Origin of the sequence: Streptomyces coeruleorubidus (assembly GCF_028885415.1) — a bacterium.
Lineage (GTDB): Bacteria > Actinomycetota > Actinomycetes > Streptomycetales > Streptomycetaceae > Streptomyces > Streptomyces coeruleorubidus_A.
Genome location: NZ_CP118527.1, coordinates 5,940,110 through 5,953,382, shown reverse-complemented (window position 1 = coordinate 5,953,382; position 13,273 = coordinate 5,940,110). Strand labels below are relative to the sequence as shown.

13 protein-coding genes are annotated in these 13,273 nt (G+C 69.7%); 3 read left to right on the top strand and 10 right to left on the bottom strand.

Features of this window, described 5'->3' with window-relative positions; all coding sequences use genetic code 11:
• Nucleotides 1–57 precede the first annotated feature (57 nt).
• The 3 genes from glmS to PV963_RS27870 form a co-directional block, all read right to left on the bottom strand.
• Nucleotides 58–1,905, bottom strand: a complete 1,848-nt coding sequence (glmS, locus tag PV963_RS27880) for a glutamine--fructose-6-phosphate transaminase (isomerizing) (RefSeq protein ID WP_274818518.1) — start codon at nt 1,903–1,905, stop codon at nt 58–60.
• A gap of 120 nt (nt 1,906–2,025) precedes the next feature.
• Nucleotides 2,026–2,835: an ABC transporter permease gene (locus tag PV963_RS27875; RefSeq protein WP_274818517.1), complete on the bottom strand. Its 810-nt coding sequence runs from the start codon at nt 2,833–2,835 to the stop codon at nt 2,026–2,028.
• On the bottom strand, nt 2,832–3,851 hold the full coding sequence (locus PV963_RS27870; RefSeq protein ID WP_274818516.1) for an ATP-binding cassette domain-containing protein: 1,020 nt from the start codon (nt 3,849–3,851) through the stop codon (nt 2,832–2,834). Before PV963_RS27870 ends, PV963_RS27875 begins: the two co-directional genes overlap by 4 nt.
• A 173-nt stretch (nt 3,852–4,024) precedes the next feature.
• On the opposite strand from PV963_RS27870, the gene coaA reads away from it, so the two are divergent.
• Together coaA and PV963_RS27860 are read left to right on the top strand one after the other, a co-directional pair.
• Nucleotides 4,025–5,014, top strand: coding sequence for a type I pantothenate kinase (coaA, locus tag PV963_RS27865; protein WP_274818515.1), 990 nt, complete (start codon nt 4,025–4,027; stop codon nt 5,012–5,014).
• A gap of 31 nt (nt 5,015–5,045) precedes the next feature.
• Complete coding sequence (locus PV963_RS27860; protein ID WP_274818513.1) at nt 5,046–5,984, top strand: DUF389 domain-containing protein; 939 nt, start codon at nt 5,046–5,048, stop codon at nt 5,982–5,984.
• A 111-nt stretch (nt 5,985–6,095) separates the two neighbouring features.
• On the opposite strand, the gene glmM is transcribed toward PV963_RS27860, so the two are convergent.
• The 4 genes from glmM to PV963_RS27840 form a co-directional block, all read right to left on the bottom strand.
• Entirely contained in the window at nt 6,096–7,454 is a 1,359-nt protein-coding gene (glmM, locus tag PV963_RS27855; RefSeq protein WP_274818512.1) for a phosphoglucosamine mutase, read from the bottom strand.
• Between the two features lie 154 nt (nt 7,455–7,608).
• A complete protein-coding gene (rpsI, locus tag PV963_RS27850) occupies nt 7,609–8,121 on the bottom strand; it encodes a 30S ribosomal protein S9 (protein WP_010036632.1) in 513 nt (170 codons plus the stop codon).
• Nucleotides 8,122–8,163: 42 nt separating this feature from the next.
• The gene (gene rplM / locus PV963_RS27845; RefSeq protein ID WP_010036634.1) at nt 8,164–8,607 is read right to left on the bottom strand and encodes a 50S ribosomal protein L13; all 444 of its coding nucleotides are present in this window, start codon (nt 8,605–8,607) and stop codon (nt 8,164–8,166) included.
• 214 nt (nt 8,608–8,821) lie between these two features.
• Nucleotides 8,822–9,133 (bottom strand): hypothetical protein, encoded by a 312-nt coding sequence (locus tag PV963_RS27840; protein ID WP_274818508.1) that lies wholly within the window; start codon nt 9,131–9,133, stop codon nt 8,822–8,824.
• Nucleotides 9,134–9,198: 65 nt separating this feature from the next.
• On the opposite strand from PV963_RS27840, the gene PV963_RS27835 reads away from it, so the two are divergent.
• Nucleotides 9,199–10,080, top strand: coding sequence for a hypothetical protein (locus PV963_RS27835; RefSeq protein WP_274818506.1), 882 nt, complete (start codon nt 9,199–9,201; stop codon nt 10,078–10,080).
• 19 nt (nt 10,081–10,099) lie between these two features.
• On the opposite strand, the gene PV963_RS27830 is transcribed toward PV963_RS27835, so the two are convergent.
• From PV963_RS27830 to pgsB, 3 genes are all read right to left on the bottom strand, one after another.
• Nucleotides 10,100–11,185: an NlpC/P60 family protein gene (locus PV963_RS27830; protein WP_274818505.1), complete on the bottom strand. Its 1,086-nt coding sequence runs from the start codon at nt 11,183–11,185 to the stop codon at nt 10,100–10,102.
• A 40-nt stretch (nt 11,186–11,225) separates the two neighbouring features.
• The gene (locus PV963_RS27825; RefSeq protein ID WP_150482528.1) at nt 11,226–11,708 is read right to left on the bottom strand and encodes a poly-gamma-glutamate biosynthesis protein PgsC/CapC; all 483 of its coding nucleotides are present in this window, start codon (nt 11,706–11,708) and stop codon (nt 11,226–11,228) included.
• 64 nt (nt 11,709–11,772) lie between these two features.
• Entirely contained in the window at nt 11,773–13,269 is a 1,497-nt protein-coding gene (pgsB, locus tag PV963_RS27820) for a poly-gamma-glutamate synthase PgsB (protein WP_274818502.1), read from the bottom strand.
• Nucleotides 13,270–13,273: the final 4 nt, after the last annotated feature.

Sequence of the window (13,273 nt, the reverse complement as noted above, 5' to 3'; positions counted from 1 at the left end):
GACGGCCTGACCGGCTGCTCAAGGGGCGAACAGCGACCGGCCGTTCGCCCCTCTTCCTCATTCCACCGTCACCGACTTCGCCAGGTTCCGAGGCTGATCCACCTCGTTCCCGCGAGCCGTCGCCAGCTCACACGCGAACACCTGCAGCGGCACCGTGGCCACGAGCGGCTGGAGCAGGGTCGGCGTGGCAGGCACCCGGATCAAGTGGTCCGCGTACGGCGCCACCGCCTCGTCCCCCTCCTCCGCGATGACGATCGTGCGCGCACCCCGCGCCCGGATCTCCTGGATGTTGGACACGATCTTGTCGTGCAGCACGGACCGCCCGCGCGGCGACGGCACCACGACGACCACCGGCAGATCCTCCTCGATCAGGGCGATCGGCCCGTGCTTCAACTCCCCCGCCGCGAAACCCTCGGCGTGCATGTAGGCCAGCTCCTTGAGCTTCAGCGCGCCCTCCAGCGCCACCGGATACCCCACATGACGGCCGAGGAACAGCACCGTGTTCTTCGAGGCGAGCGTGCGCGCCAGCTCCCGCACCGGCTCCATCGTGCCGAGGACCTGCTCCACCGCACCGGCGATCGAGGACAGGTCGCGGATCACCGCCCGGATCTCGTCAGCCCACTTGGTGCCCCGCACCTGACCCAGATACAGGGCGACCAGGTAACACGCGACGAGCTGCGTCAGGAACGCCTTGGTGGAGGCGACGGCCACCTCAGGACCGGCGTGGGTGTACAGCACCGCGTCCGACTCGCGCGGGATCGTCGAGCCGTTGGTGTTGCAGATCGCCAGCACCTTGGAGCCCTGCTCGCGGGCGTGCCGCAGCGCCATGAGCGTGTCCATGGTCTCGCCGGACTGGGAGATGGCGATGACGAGGGTCTGCGCGTCCAGGATCGGGTCCCGGTACCGGAACTCACTGGCCAGTTCCACTTCGCACGGCAGGCGCGTCCAGTGCTCGATGGCGTACTTCGCGATCATCCCGGCGTGGAAGGCCGTACCGCACGCGACGATGACGACCTTGTCGATCTCCCGCAGCACCCCTGCGGGGATCCGCACCTCGTCCAGGGTCAGCGAACCGGAGCCGTCGATACGGCCCAGCAGCGTATCGGCGACCGCCTTGGGCTGCTCGGCGATCTCCTTGAGCATGAAGTAGTCATAGCCCCCCTTTTCCGCGGCCGACGCGTCCCAGTCGACGTGGTACGAGCGGACGTCGGCCGGGCGGCCGTCGAAGCCGGTCACCGTCACGCCGTCCCGGCGCAGCTCCACCACCTGGTCCTGTCCGAGCTCGATCGCCGACCGCGTGTGCGCGATGAACGCGGCGACGTCCGAGGCGAGAAAGGCCTCGCCATCTCCGACGCCCACCACCAGCGGCGAGTTCCGCCGCGCGCCCACCACCACGTCCGGCTCGTCGGCGTGCACGGCGACCAGCGTGAACGCACCCTCCAGCCGCCGGCACACCAGCCGCATCGCCTCGGCGAGGTCCGCGCACGACGAGAACTCCTCGGCGAGCAGATGCGCGACGACCTCGGTGTCGGTCTCGGAGGCCAGCTCGTGCCCGCGCTCCTCCAACTCGGCCCGCAGCAGGGCGAAGTTCTCGATGATGCCGTTGTGCACGACCGCGACCCGACCGGCGTTGTCGATGTGCGGGTGGGCGTTGGCATCCGTCGGTCCGCCGTGCGTGGCCCACCGGGTGTGTCCGATGCCCGTCGTGCCGGCCGGCAGGGGCCGGCCGTCCAGTTCCTTCTCCAGGTTGAGGAGTTTCCCGGCCTTCTTCCCCGTCGCCAGCCCGCCGTCGGCGAGCACGGCGACGCCCGCCGAGTCGTACCCCCGGTACTCCAGCCGCTTCAGCCCGGCCATCACGACATCGAGCGCCGACTGCAGACCCACGTATCCCACGATTCCACACATGGGCCGCAGCTTAGGGTCGATTCCCGCGCCGAACCGGCCGCAGCGTGCCCGAAATCGGAAATTCCCACCGGGGTACGAAGACCAAAGACCTCACCTCCGGGGTACGAAGCCCCCCCGCTCTCAGACCTTCGCGCGATACGCCCTCATGGCCAGCGGATAGAACACGAGCGCGATCCCCGCCGCCCACACCAGCGACCACAGCACCGGCTCCGCCACCGCCCCGCCGAGCAGCAGCCCGCGGAAGGCGTCGGACAGATGCGTGACCGGGTTGACATCGCTCCACGCCTGGAGCCAGCCCGGCATGGTGTCGACGACGACGAAGGCGCTGCTGGTGAAGGTGATCGGGAAGATGAGGGTGAAGGCGAACGCCTGCACCTTCTCCGCGTCACCGGCCAGCATCCCGATCAGTACCGCGCTCCAGGACACGGCCGCGGCGAACACCACCAGCAGCAGCGCGCCGAGCAGGAACCCGCCGAACCCGCCGGTGATGCGGAAGCCGAGGGCCAGTCCGAGGCCGATCATCAGCAGCATCGCCCACACATGCTTGGCGAGGTCGGCGGTGATCCGCCCGATCAACGGGGCGGAGCGCGCGATGGGCAGGCTGCGCAGCCGGTCGAAGACCCCCTTGGTGAGGTCGGTGTTGAGCGCCATCGCCGTGTACATCGTCATGAACAGTGTGTTCTGCACGATGATCCCGGGCAGCGCGTACTTCAGATACGCGTCGGGCGATCCGGCCATCTGCCCGCCCAGCACATAGGTGAACAGGAACACGAACATGATCGGCGTGATGCTGTAGTCGACCAGTTCGAGCGGGTTGTGCTTGACGGCGACCAGGCTCCGCCAGGCCATCGTGAAGGTCTGCCGCAGCCCGGCCAGCGGCGGCACGCGGCCCGACGCGGTGACCGGCGCGGTGATGGTGGTGGCGGTCATGACCGGCTCACCGCCTTCTCCCTCTCGTCCTCGTCCTCGCCCTCGTCCCGGACGGACGCACCGCCGTCCTGCTCGGGCTCGCCCGGTTCGGCCCGGTGGCCGGTCAGGGCGAGGAAGACCTCGTCGAGCGAGGAGCGGCGCAGGGCCAGCTCGCCCACCGCGATCCCCTCCCGGTCCAGCGCGCGCACGACGGCCGGCATCAGCTCGGGGTCCTTCACCGGCGCGGTGACCATCTCGCCCTCGATCCGGGCCTGAGGGCCGGCGGCCCCGGCCACCAGGGCGTGTGCCCGCGCGAGGTCCTGCCCGAGGATCGGCCGGAGCTCCAGCACCTGGCCGCCGACCTGGGCCTTCAGCCGGTCCGGCGTGCCCTCGGCGATCACCCGGCCCTTGTCGATCACCACGATCTCGTCGGCGAGCACATCGGCCTCGTTCAGATACTGCGTGGTCAGCAGGGCGGTCGCACCGTCCGCGACCAGGCCGCGCAGCAGGTCCCACAGCTCACCACGGCTGTGCGGGTCGAGGCCCGTGGTCGGCTCGTCGAGGAAGAGGATGCGGGGCCGCCCCACCAGGCTGGCCGCGAGGTCGAGGCGCCGGCGCATGCCTCCCGAGAAGGTCTTCACGGCCCGGCCGGCCGCGTGCGTCAGCTGGAAACGCTCCAGCAGCTCCCCCGCCCGTGCCTTCGCCTCCCGCCTCGGCAGGCCGAGCAGCCGGCCGATGAGCAGCAGGTTCTCCGTGCCGGTCAGGTTCTCGTCGACCGCCGCGTACTGCCCGGTCAGCCCGACCATGGCCCGCACGACCCCGGCCTCCCGGACCACGTCGTGGCCGGCCACCCGGGCCCTGCCCCCGTCCGGGCGCAGCAGCGTCGCGAAGATCCGCACCGCGGTCGTCTTGCCCGCACCGTTGGGGCCGAGCAGCCCGAGCACCGTGCCCTTGCGGGCCGCCAGGTCGACACCGGCCAGCGCCTCGGTCTCCTTGAACCGTTTGACCAGGCCTTCCGCCTCTATCGCATACGTCATGGGTCACCCCTCGGCGTTCCTGGACCCCGGCCTGGGCCCATTTCTCCCACAACTGTGACGCACACCACTGACATTCCTCCCCTTGGCCGGTTTTCTCCCGAATGGGAGGAACCGAGGGTCTGGGGTGACGGATCCCACCTCACGGTCCGTTCGTACGCCCGTAACAATGGACTGTGATCTCTCCGGTCTCCTCGATACCCCGGAGCGCCCACCGGCAGCGGCCGGAGGCGACTCCCTACGTCGACCTCACCCGAGCCGAGTGGAGCGCGTTGCGTGACAAGACGCCGCTGCCGCTGACGGCCGAGGAGGTCGAGAAGCTGCGCGGTCTCGGCGATGTCATCGACCTCGACGAGGTGCGGGACATCTACCTCCCGCTGTCCAGGCTTCTCAACCTCTACGTCGGTGCCACGGACGGCCTCAGAGGCGCGCTCAACACCTTCCTGGGCGAGCAGGGCTCCCAGTCCGGCACCCCGTTCGTGATAGGAGTCGCCGGCTCGGTCGCCGTGGGCAAGTCGACGGTCGCCCGGCTCCTGCAGGCCCTGCTCTCGCGCTGGCCGGAACACCCGCGCGTCGAGCTGGTCACCACCGACGGCTTCCTGCTGCCCACCAAGGAACTCCAGGCCCGCGGCCTGATGTCGCGGAAGGGATTCCCCGAGTCCTACGACCGCCGTGCGCTCACCCGCTTCGTCGCCGACATCAAAGCGGGCAAAGGCGAGGTGACAGCTCCTGTCTACTCCCACCTGATCTACGACATCGTCCCCGGCAAGAAGCTCACGGTCCGCCGCCCCGACATCCTGATCGTCGAGGGCCTGAACGTCCTCCAGCCCGCCCTCCCAGGCAAGGACGGCCGCACCAGGGTCGGCCTGGCCGACTACTTCGACTTCAGCGTCTACGTCGACGCCCGTGTCGAGGACATCGAGCACTGGTACCTCAACCGCTTCCGCAAGCTGCGCGCGACCGCCTTCCAGAACCCGTCCTCGTACTTCCGCAAGTACACCCAGGTCTCGGAGGAGGAGGCCCTCGACTACGCCCGGACGATGTGGCGCACGATCAACCAGCCCAACCTGGTCGAGAACATCGCCCCCACCCGCGGCCGCGCCGCCCTCGTCCTGCGCAAGGGCCCGGACCACAAGGTGCAGCGGCTGAGCCTGCGCAAGCTGTGACGCGCGGGGAAAGACCGGTTAGATAGCCGTCATGCTCCACTTGCGCCTGATCACGCCGTCCGGGAAGACCGACGACGTGGTGCGACTGATCGACAAGACGGTCGGCACCACCCACCTCGTCGTGCTGCCGGACTCCGCCCGCGACCCCGCCGGGGACGTCGTGATGTGCGACGTGGCGCGCGAGGCGGGTGACGAACTGCTCACCGGCCTGCGGGAGCTGGGCATCGACACGAGCGGTTCCATCGCCGTCGAGGCCATCGACCTGTCGCTGTCCGAGCGGGCCGACAGGGCAGAGGCCGACGCACCCGGCGAGGGAGCGGACGCGGTCCTGTGGGAGCAGCTGACCGAAGCGACGCACGAGGAGTCGACCCTCTCCGCCACGTATCTCGCGTTCATCACTCTCGCCACGATGATCGCGGCCTGCGGTGTCGTCCTGGACAACGCGATCCTGATCGTGGGCGCCATGGCCGTGGGCCCGGAGTTCGGCCCTCTCGCCGGCATCTGCACCGCGATCGTCCGCAGCAAAGCACGCCTCGCCCTGCGCTCGCTGATCGCCCTCCTGGTGGGCTTCGCGGTGGCGATGGCGGTGACGGTCGGCTTCAGCCTCTTCATGGACGCCGTCGGGCTGTTCACTGAGGCCAAACTGGAGGGCGACCGCCCCAACACCGGCTTCATCTACGCCCCCGACTGGTTCTCCTTCGTCGTGGCGGTCCTGGCCGGCGTCGCCGGCACCCTGTCCCTGACCTCCGCCAAGTCGGGCGCCCTGGTGGGCGTGGCCATCTCGGTGACCACGATCCCGGCCGCCGCGAACGCGGCAGTGGCCCTGAGCTACGGCGACACCCGCCAGACCCAGGGCTCCACGGAACAACTCCTGCTGAACCTGCTGGGCATCATCGTCGCCGGCACGCTGACCCTGCTGGTACAGAAATGGCTCTGGTCCAAACAACGCCGGCAGGTCAGCAGGCCTTAAGGGGCGCGGGGCTGTCTCTATGTGCGGCTCCGCCGCGTGGGCGCGACAAGCCACAACGAACGGTCAGCCCGCAACGAACCGCAGCCCCCACCCCGAACCAGGAACAGCCGACTACCCCAACGCAGACTTCACGACATCGGCCAACCGCCCGGCCACAGACCGAGCCTGCTCGATATCCGCGGCCTCCACCATCACCCGCACCAACGGCTCGGTCCCCGAGGACCGCAGCAGCACCCGCCCGGTGGCTCCCAGCTCGCGCTCCGCATCGGCGACCGCCGCGGACAGCTCGACCGACGTCGTCACGCGGGACTTGTCGACATCCGGCACATTGATCAGTACCTGCGGCAGCCGCTCCATCACAGACGCCAGCTCCCGCAGCGGACGCCCGCTCTGCGCGACCCGCGCCGCCAGCAGCAACCCGGTCAGCGTGCCGTCGCCGGTCGTCGCATGGTCGAGAATGATCACGTGCCCGGACTGCTCGCCCCCGAGGGCGAACCCGTGCTCCTTCATCTCCTCCAGCACGTACCGGTCGCCCACGGCGGTCTGCACGAGCCGGATGCCCTCGCGCTCCATGGCGAGCTTGAAGCCCAGGTTGGACATCACCGTCGCCACGACCGTCTCGGCCCGCAGCATGGAGGCCTCCCGCATGGCCAGCGCGAGGACGGCCAGGATCTGGTCGCCGTCCACCTCCTCGCCGGTGTGGTCCACGGCGAGGCACCGGTCGGCGTCGCCGTCGTGCGCGATGCCCAGGTCGGCCCCGTGCTCGACGACGGCGGCCTTGATCTTGTCCAGGTGCGTGGAGCCGCACCCGTCGTTGATGTTGAGCCCGTCCGGCTCGGCCCCGATCGTGACGACCTCGGCACCGGCCCGCTGGAACGCCTCGGGCGAGACCCGGGAGGCGGCGCCGTGCGCCTCGTCGAGGACGACCTTCAGCCCGTCGAGCCGGTTCGGCAGGACGCGCAGCAGATGCGCGACGTACCGGTCGGCACCCTCCTCGGAGTCGCGCACGCGGCCCACTCCGGCCCCGGTCGGCCGGTCCCACGGGGCGCCGGTGCGGTGCTCCTCGTAGACGGACTCGATCCTGTCCTCCAGCTCGTCGGCGAGCTTGTGCCCGCCGCGGGCGAAGAACTTGATGCCGTTGTCGGGCATGGCGTTATGGCTCGCGGAGAGCATCACACCGAGGTCGGCGCCGAGCTCCGAGGTCAGGTACGCCACCGCCGGCGTCGGCAGCACGCCGACCCGCAGGACGTCCACGCCGGCGCTGGCGAGGCCCGCGACCACGGCGGCCTCCAGGAACTCCCCGGACGCGCGCGGGTCACGCCCGACCACCGCGGTCGGCCGGTGTCCCTCGAACGTGCCCGCCTCGGCCAGTACGTGCGCCGCAGCCACGGAGAGGCCGAGGGCCATCTCCGCCGTCAGGTCCGCGTTGGCGACACCGCGCACGCCGTCCGTGCCGAAGAGTCGTCCCACTGTGGTGTCCTCCGAATTGCGAGAGAGTGCGGCTCCAGTACATCCCCCGGGACCGTCCGGCATCCGCAGGGGTTGTGTACGTGAACGCCCCGGCGGCACGGAAGGTGCCGCCGGGGCGATCGTTGCGAAGACAGTCGCAAGGACAGCTACGCGATTAGCGCTTGCTGTACTGCGGGGCCTTGCGGGCCTTCTTCAGACCGGCCTTCTTGCGCTCGACCGCACGGTCGTCGCGGCGGAGGAAGCCGGCCTTCTTGAGGGCGCCACGGTTGTTGTCGACGTCGGCCTCGTTCAGCGCGCGGGCGACACCGAGACGGAGCGCACCGGCCTGACCGGAGACACCGCCACCGGCGATGCGGGCGATGACGTCGTAACGGCCCTCGAGCTCGAGCACCTTGAAGGGCTCGTTGACTTCCTGCTGGTGCACCTTGTTCGGGAAGTAGTCCTCGAGGGTGCGCCCGTTGATCTTCCACTTGCCGGTGCCCGGGACGATCCGGACGCGGGCGATGGCGTTCTTGCGACGGCCCAGGCCGGCGGCCGGCTGGGGCTCGCCGAAGCGGGAGGCCATGGACTCCGAGGTGTACTCACCCTCGACGGGGACCTCGGACTCGGTGGTGTAGCTGTCGATGTCAAGCTCTTCGAGCGGCTGCTCGGCAGTGGTCTCGGCCACGATTCTCCTCAGATTCTCTTCAGTCTTAGGGGGTGGCCGGACTTACTGCGCGACCTGGGTGATCTCGTACGGCTGCGGCTGCTGCGCGCCGTGCGGGTGCTGGTCACCCTTGTAGACCTTCAGCTTCGAGAGCATCTGACGGCCCAGAGTGTTCTTGGGGAGCATGCCCTTGACGGCCTTCTCGATGGCCTTCTCGGGGTTCTTGTCGAGCAGCTCGTCGTAACGGACGGAGCGCAGACCACCCGGGTAGCCGGAGTGGCGGTACGCCATCTTCTGGGTCCGCTTGTTGCCGGACAGGTGCACCTTGTCCGCGTTGATGATGATGACGAAGTCACCAGCGTCGACGTGAGGGGCATAGATCGGCTTGTGCTTGCCCCGGAGGAGGGTCGCTGCGGTGGTGGCGAGACGACCCAGGACAACGTCCTGAGCGTCAATGACGTGCCACTGGCGCGTCACATCGCCGGGCTTGGGGCTGTACGTACGCACGGTTCGTAGCCTTCGCTTCGAGTGAATGGTCCTGAACAGGTCACCGAAACGATCACGACAGCCTTGACCGCACAGCGGTGACGCAAACCGCGTGCTGGTCGCTGGTCATCGGCCCGGTGGACCGGTGTAAGGGCCCGTCCCGTGAGAATGAGCAAGCCAATACACAACGAAAGAGCAGAATACCGGGGCTCACCGCAAGGGTCAAAACGCGGGATCATCGACGACGGCCGGTCACGGAGACGCACAGGCCGGCACAGAAAGTCACGGCCCTCCTCAGGGTCCGGCGCCGCACCGGCCGCACGTACGGGAACACCGACGACGACAGCACATCGACGACCACGGCGACGCCCCACCGCGGCAGGCAGCCGCCCCCGCGCGGACGGCGGAGCGCCCGCAGCACCCCGACCGCGACCGTCGGCCAGACCCCGACCGCGGTCGCCGGCCAGGACCACAGGCACACCAGCAGCACCACGGCCGGCAGCACTCGCCCCAACCACCCGCAGATGTCGCCTTTGCCCGTCCGCATGAGAGGAACGCTAGGGGCTCCAGGGCCCATCCAGGCGGACCAGCACGCCACTTGTCCCGTCTAAGATGCGCCCCATGAGCTTTGGGCAGGGGGGACCCCAGTCCCAGTGGGATCCATGGAAACCGCAGTCGCAGCAGCCCTGGAGCAGCGGGGGCGGCCAGTCTCCGGACTGGGCCGCGCTCGCCGAGGCGTCCGAGGCCCGTAACAAACGACGCCGGCTGCTCCTGGTCGGCGGCGGCGCGCTCGCCACCGTCGCGATCGGTGCTGCCGTCGCGGTGGCCGTGGTCTCGGCGGGCGGCGACAACCAGGCGAACAGTCCGACCTCCCAGGTGCCCTCGGCCGACATCCCGAGCCAGTCCGCCTCGGCCCCGTCGTTCGCCCCGACCAGCGCCCCGCCCCCGCTGGACCCGAAGGACTTCATCGCCAGCGCGAAGAAGGACACGGCTCCGCTCAGCCCGGACACCCTCTTCTCGGGCACCCAGCTGACCATGGGCGGGACGCTGTACAAGAAAGGCCCCACGGCCGACACGAGGAACTGCGCCTCGGCGGCCGGCGGCACGCTCCCCAAGGTCCTCACCGCGAACGACTGCACGCGCCTGATACGTGCCACGTACGTCAAGGACGGCATCGCGGTGACGGTCGGCGTGGCGGTCTTCGACACCGAGGCCCAGGCCGACAAGGCCAAGGGCGAGACCAACAAGCGGAGCTTCGTCAAGTCACTCTCCGGCGGCGGCGTGAAGCCCTTCTGCGAGGCCGGGTTCTGCCGCACGACCAGCAACTCCTACGGTCGCTACGCCTACTTCACCAACGCCGGCTTCACCAATGGCAAGGACGTGACGCCCGAGGACACCGCGGTCTTCAAGACCGGCAACGACCTGGCCCAGTTCGCGTTCGACCAGATCCACCGCCGCGGCCAGGCCCAGGCGTCGGCCGCCGCCGACGAGTGACCGGCCGCCGCCCGCCCGGTCACAGCCTCTTCGCGCTGCGCAGCGTCTTGGCGTAGTAGCCGTTGCCGTCCAGCCGGGACACTCCGCCGACGTCGCCGATGGTCGGGCCGTTGACCTCCTCACGGCTGGAGATGAAGAGCAGGTGGCCCTCGGTGTCGTAGCCGAGCACCATGCCGACGTGGTCCAGGCGCTGCCCGGTCCGGGCGTCGAGCTTGAAGAAGACGAGGTCTCCGGGCTGGAGCTGGTCGATGCCGGTGGGCCGGTTCTTTGGCGACACACCGGTCAGCGGCAGGACGTCGGCCCCCTGGTCCGAGCGGGCCATGCCGTTGGCGGTGCGCGGCAGGCCGTCGCCCGAGTCGTCCGAGGACATCAGCGGGTAGCGGGCGCGGTAGCCGAACACCATCCGCATGTATCCCGAGCAGTCGATCGACTTGGCGCGCGCGGTCTCCGGCTGCCCGATCACGCCGTCCCGGAACGGGTACTGGACGCCCAGGTAGTCGTAGAAGTCGGACTGCTCCAGGCGCAGGTCGCCGCCCTCGGCACCGGTCGCGTTGAGGGGGCCGAAGTTGGCGTCACCGGCGTAGACGTTGCCCTGCGCGTCCTTCTTCTCCTTGGCGCCCGCGACGTACTGGAAGGCGACGGCGATCAGGTCGTCCTCCTTGCTGCCCTGGAGTTCGGCGTACCAGTCCTTGAACCACTTCTGCTTCTCCGCGCCCTTCTTCCAGGGCTCGGGCATGAGGCGGACCCAGTCCGTCGTGGAGACCTTGGAGCTCGTCGACGAGGGCTCGGCGAAGGTGCGGGCCGGTCCGGTCAGGGTCGCGGTGCGCGCCCCGTCGGTGAACACCGCCTTGACCTGTCCGTCGGATCCGCGCAGCACCGAGCGGGCCGGGTTCTCCAGCCGGGACCAGCTCTCCGGGCCCTTGTCGCGGGTCTTCGTCGCGCCGTCGGCCCGGTCCGAGCCGTCCAGCACGCCGACGTTCGTGATCGCGGGGACGCCCTTGTCCTCCTGTTTGCGCAGCTCCACGGTGAGGTAGCCGGAGGTCGCCACGAGCGCCAGCACCACGAGGCCGGAGAGGACCGGCCGCGATTTCTTCTTTCCTGCCATGTGTTGTCTCCTGGTTATCGGCCGCTGGGTGCGCCGGTTCTCAGACGGTGGGCATGATGCCGAGCAGCAGTCCGGCGGCGACGACGATGTAGGCCATGAGCGAGACGGTGCCGGTCGCCAGCAGGGTCGGCCCCTTGGGCTGGCGGACCATCTGGTACGCGATGAGGCCGGGCACGATGAATCCGAGGGTCTGGTTGCCGTACAGCAGCGGGAACTCGATCGAGAGCACGATCATCACGGTGGCCTGGAGCAGCACGCCCAGCAGGACGACCGCGGCGAACAGCCGCTTGCCGTAGAGGATCACCAGCCGCTGCATGACCTTGGTGCCCGCATAGGTGAGGGCGGTGACGCCGACCACCATCGCGGCTCGCTGGAGGTCCTCGATGAGGGTCAGGGCGAGCCAGCCCGGCGTGATCATTCCACCGGGCGAGAGGTTGGTGGTCAGGTAGCACAACAACGAGAAGAACAGGCCGATGGCGATGCCGAGGGCGGCCATCTCGGGGGTCAGGGCGGCGGTGGTCAACGGGGTCTCCGGGCACGGGTGCGGGTGCGGGGCGAGCGGCGGGCGTGGGTCCCGCCCGTGGACGTCAGGAACGGGGAGGCTGCCCCCCGCCGTCGGCCGTCGGGTACGGGGAGTGCCCGTAGGGGTCGTCGGCGTACCGCCATGGCTGTTCGGCCGGGTCGGCGTACGGCACCTGCTGGTACGGGGCCGGGGCGGGATATCCGGCGTCGGCGTACGGCCCCGACGGCTGGGCCGGGATGTGGACCACCGGGATCTCCTGGGTACGGGAGGCCTGGTAGCGCTCCTCGTAGGCCATGGGGTACGAGGCGTAGGGGTCCAGGCGCGCCGGCTGGACCGGCGTGGGCGTGGCCGAGGGCCGCGCGGCGTCGGCGGTGGCGGACTCATCCGCCGGGAGTTCGGCCAGGTACTCCAGCAGTTCCTCGCCCTGGCCGTGGATGTTGCCGATGGCGACCAGGGAGGAGTCGGCGGACAGGCGCTCCAGCAGGGCGGGCATGAACTCCTCGGCCGACCGCCGCTCGCCCCCGAGGTCGATCGCGCGGTCGCGCCACTCGGCGGGGATGGCGTCGATCGCGCTCTTGGCCGGGTGCCCGATGACGAAGACGTGGTCCGGCTGGAGGTCGGGGATGATCTCGCCCATCTGGCCGTTGCGCTCCACGCGGTCCGGCCGGCAGTTGATCACGACGTTCAGCGGCCGGTGGATGGCTCCGAGGTCGAGGAGCTGGTTGATGTTCATCAGCGTCGACTCGGGGTCGTTGGCCGCGAAGACGTTGGCGAAGGCGAGCCGCTTGCCCTCGGGCGCCAGGTAGCGCTCGACGGACAGGACGCCCGGGTCCGGCGGGGCGTCGTACATGCCCTGCAGGGCGACCCGCCGTTCCACGCCGAGCAGTTCGGCCACGACGAGGGCGATCGCGACGTTCTCCTTGAAGGTGAACCAGCTGAAGCCGCGCAGTTCCTCGTCGGTGACGGTCTCCGGGTCGGCGTAGATCAACTGGCAGTTACGGGCGTCGGCCTCCTCCTGGAGGATGTGGAAGCGTTCCTTCTCCGCGGTGACGCAGATGCCGTCCTCCGGCATGGAGCGGCACAGGGACCGCGCCACGTCGTCGAGGGTGGGCCCCATCTCGGCGAGGTGGTCCTCGCGGACGTTGCACAGCACGCCGATCGTGGAGCGGATCAGCTTGCTCTGGTTCACCTCCTGCAGGGCCGGCATGACGGCCATGCACTCGATGACGAGGGCGTCGGGCCGGTAGGTGGCGGCCCGGCGCACGATGCCGATCTGCTCCACCACGTTGGCGATGCCGAACTTGCGGTAGACCGGCTCCTCGGTGGCGTCCGGGTGGATGAACCGGGCCGCCGTTCCCGTGGTCTTCGCCACGGTGACCAGGTCGCCGCCGCGCAGCGCCCCGGCGCACAGCCGGGTGATGGAGGACTTGCCGCGGATGCCGTTCACGAGCACGCGCGAGGGGATGCTGTGCAGGCTGGCGTAATGCCGGCGCTGTTCCACGATGCCCGCCACGAGCAGCAGCACGCTGCCGGTGAGCAGGACGAAGTACAGATAGAGCACGGCT

Bases quoted from the DNA above. Each gene is read 5' to 3' on its own strand.
- glmS (WP_274818518.1), bottom strand. From the start codon at position 1,905: ATGTGTGGAATCGTGGGATACGTGGGTCTGCAGTCGGCGCTCGATGTC.
- PV963_RS27860 (WP_274818513.1), top strand. From the start codon at position 5,046: ATGCTCCACTTGCGCCTGATCACGCCGTCCGGGAAGACCGACGACGTG.
- PV963_RS27875 (WP_274818517.1), bottom strand. From the start codon at position 2,835: ATGACCGCCACCACCATCACCGCGCCGGTCACCGCGTCGGGCCGCGTG.
- PV963_RS27840 (WP_274818508.1), bottom strand. From the start codon at position 9,133: ATGCGGACGGGCAAAGGCGACATCTGCGGGTGGTTGGGGCGAGTGCTG.
- PV963_RS27870 (WP_274818516.1), bottom strand. From the start codon at position 3,851: ATGACGTATGCGATAGAGGCGGAAGGCCTGGTCAAACGGTTCAAGGAG.
- PV963_RS27830 (WP_274818505.1), bottom strand. From the start codon at position 11,185: ATGGCAGGAAAGAAGAAATCGCGGCCGGTCCTCTCCGGCCTCGTGGTG.
- PV963_RS27835 (WP_274818506.1), top strand. From the start codon at position 9,199: ATGCGCCCCATGAGCTTTGGGCAGGGGGGACCCCAGTCCCAGTGGGAT.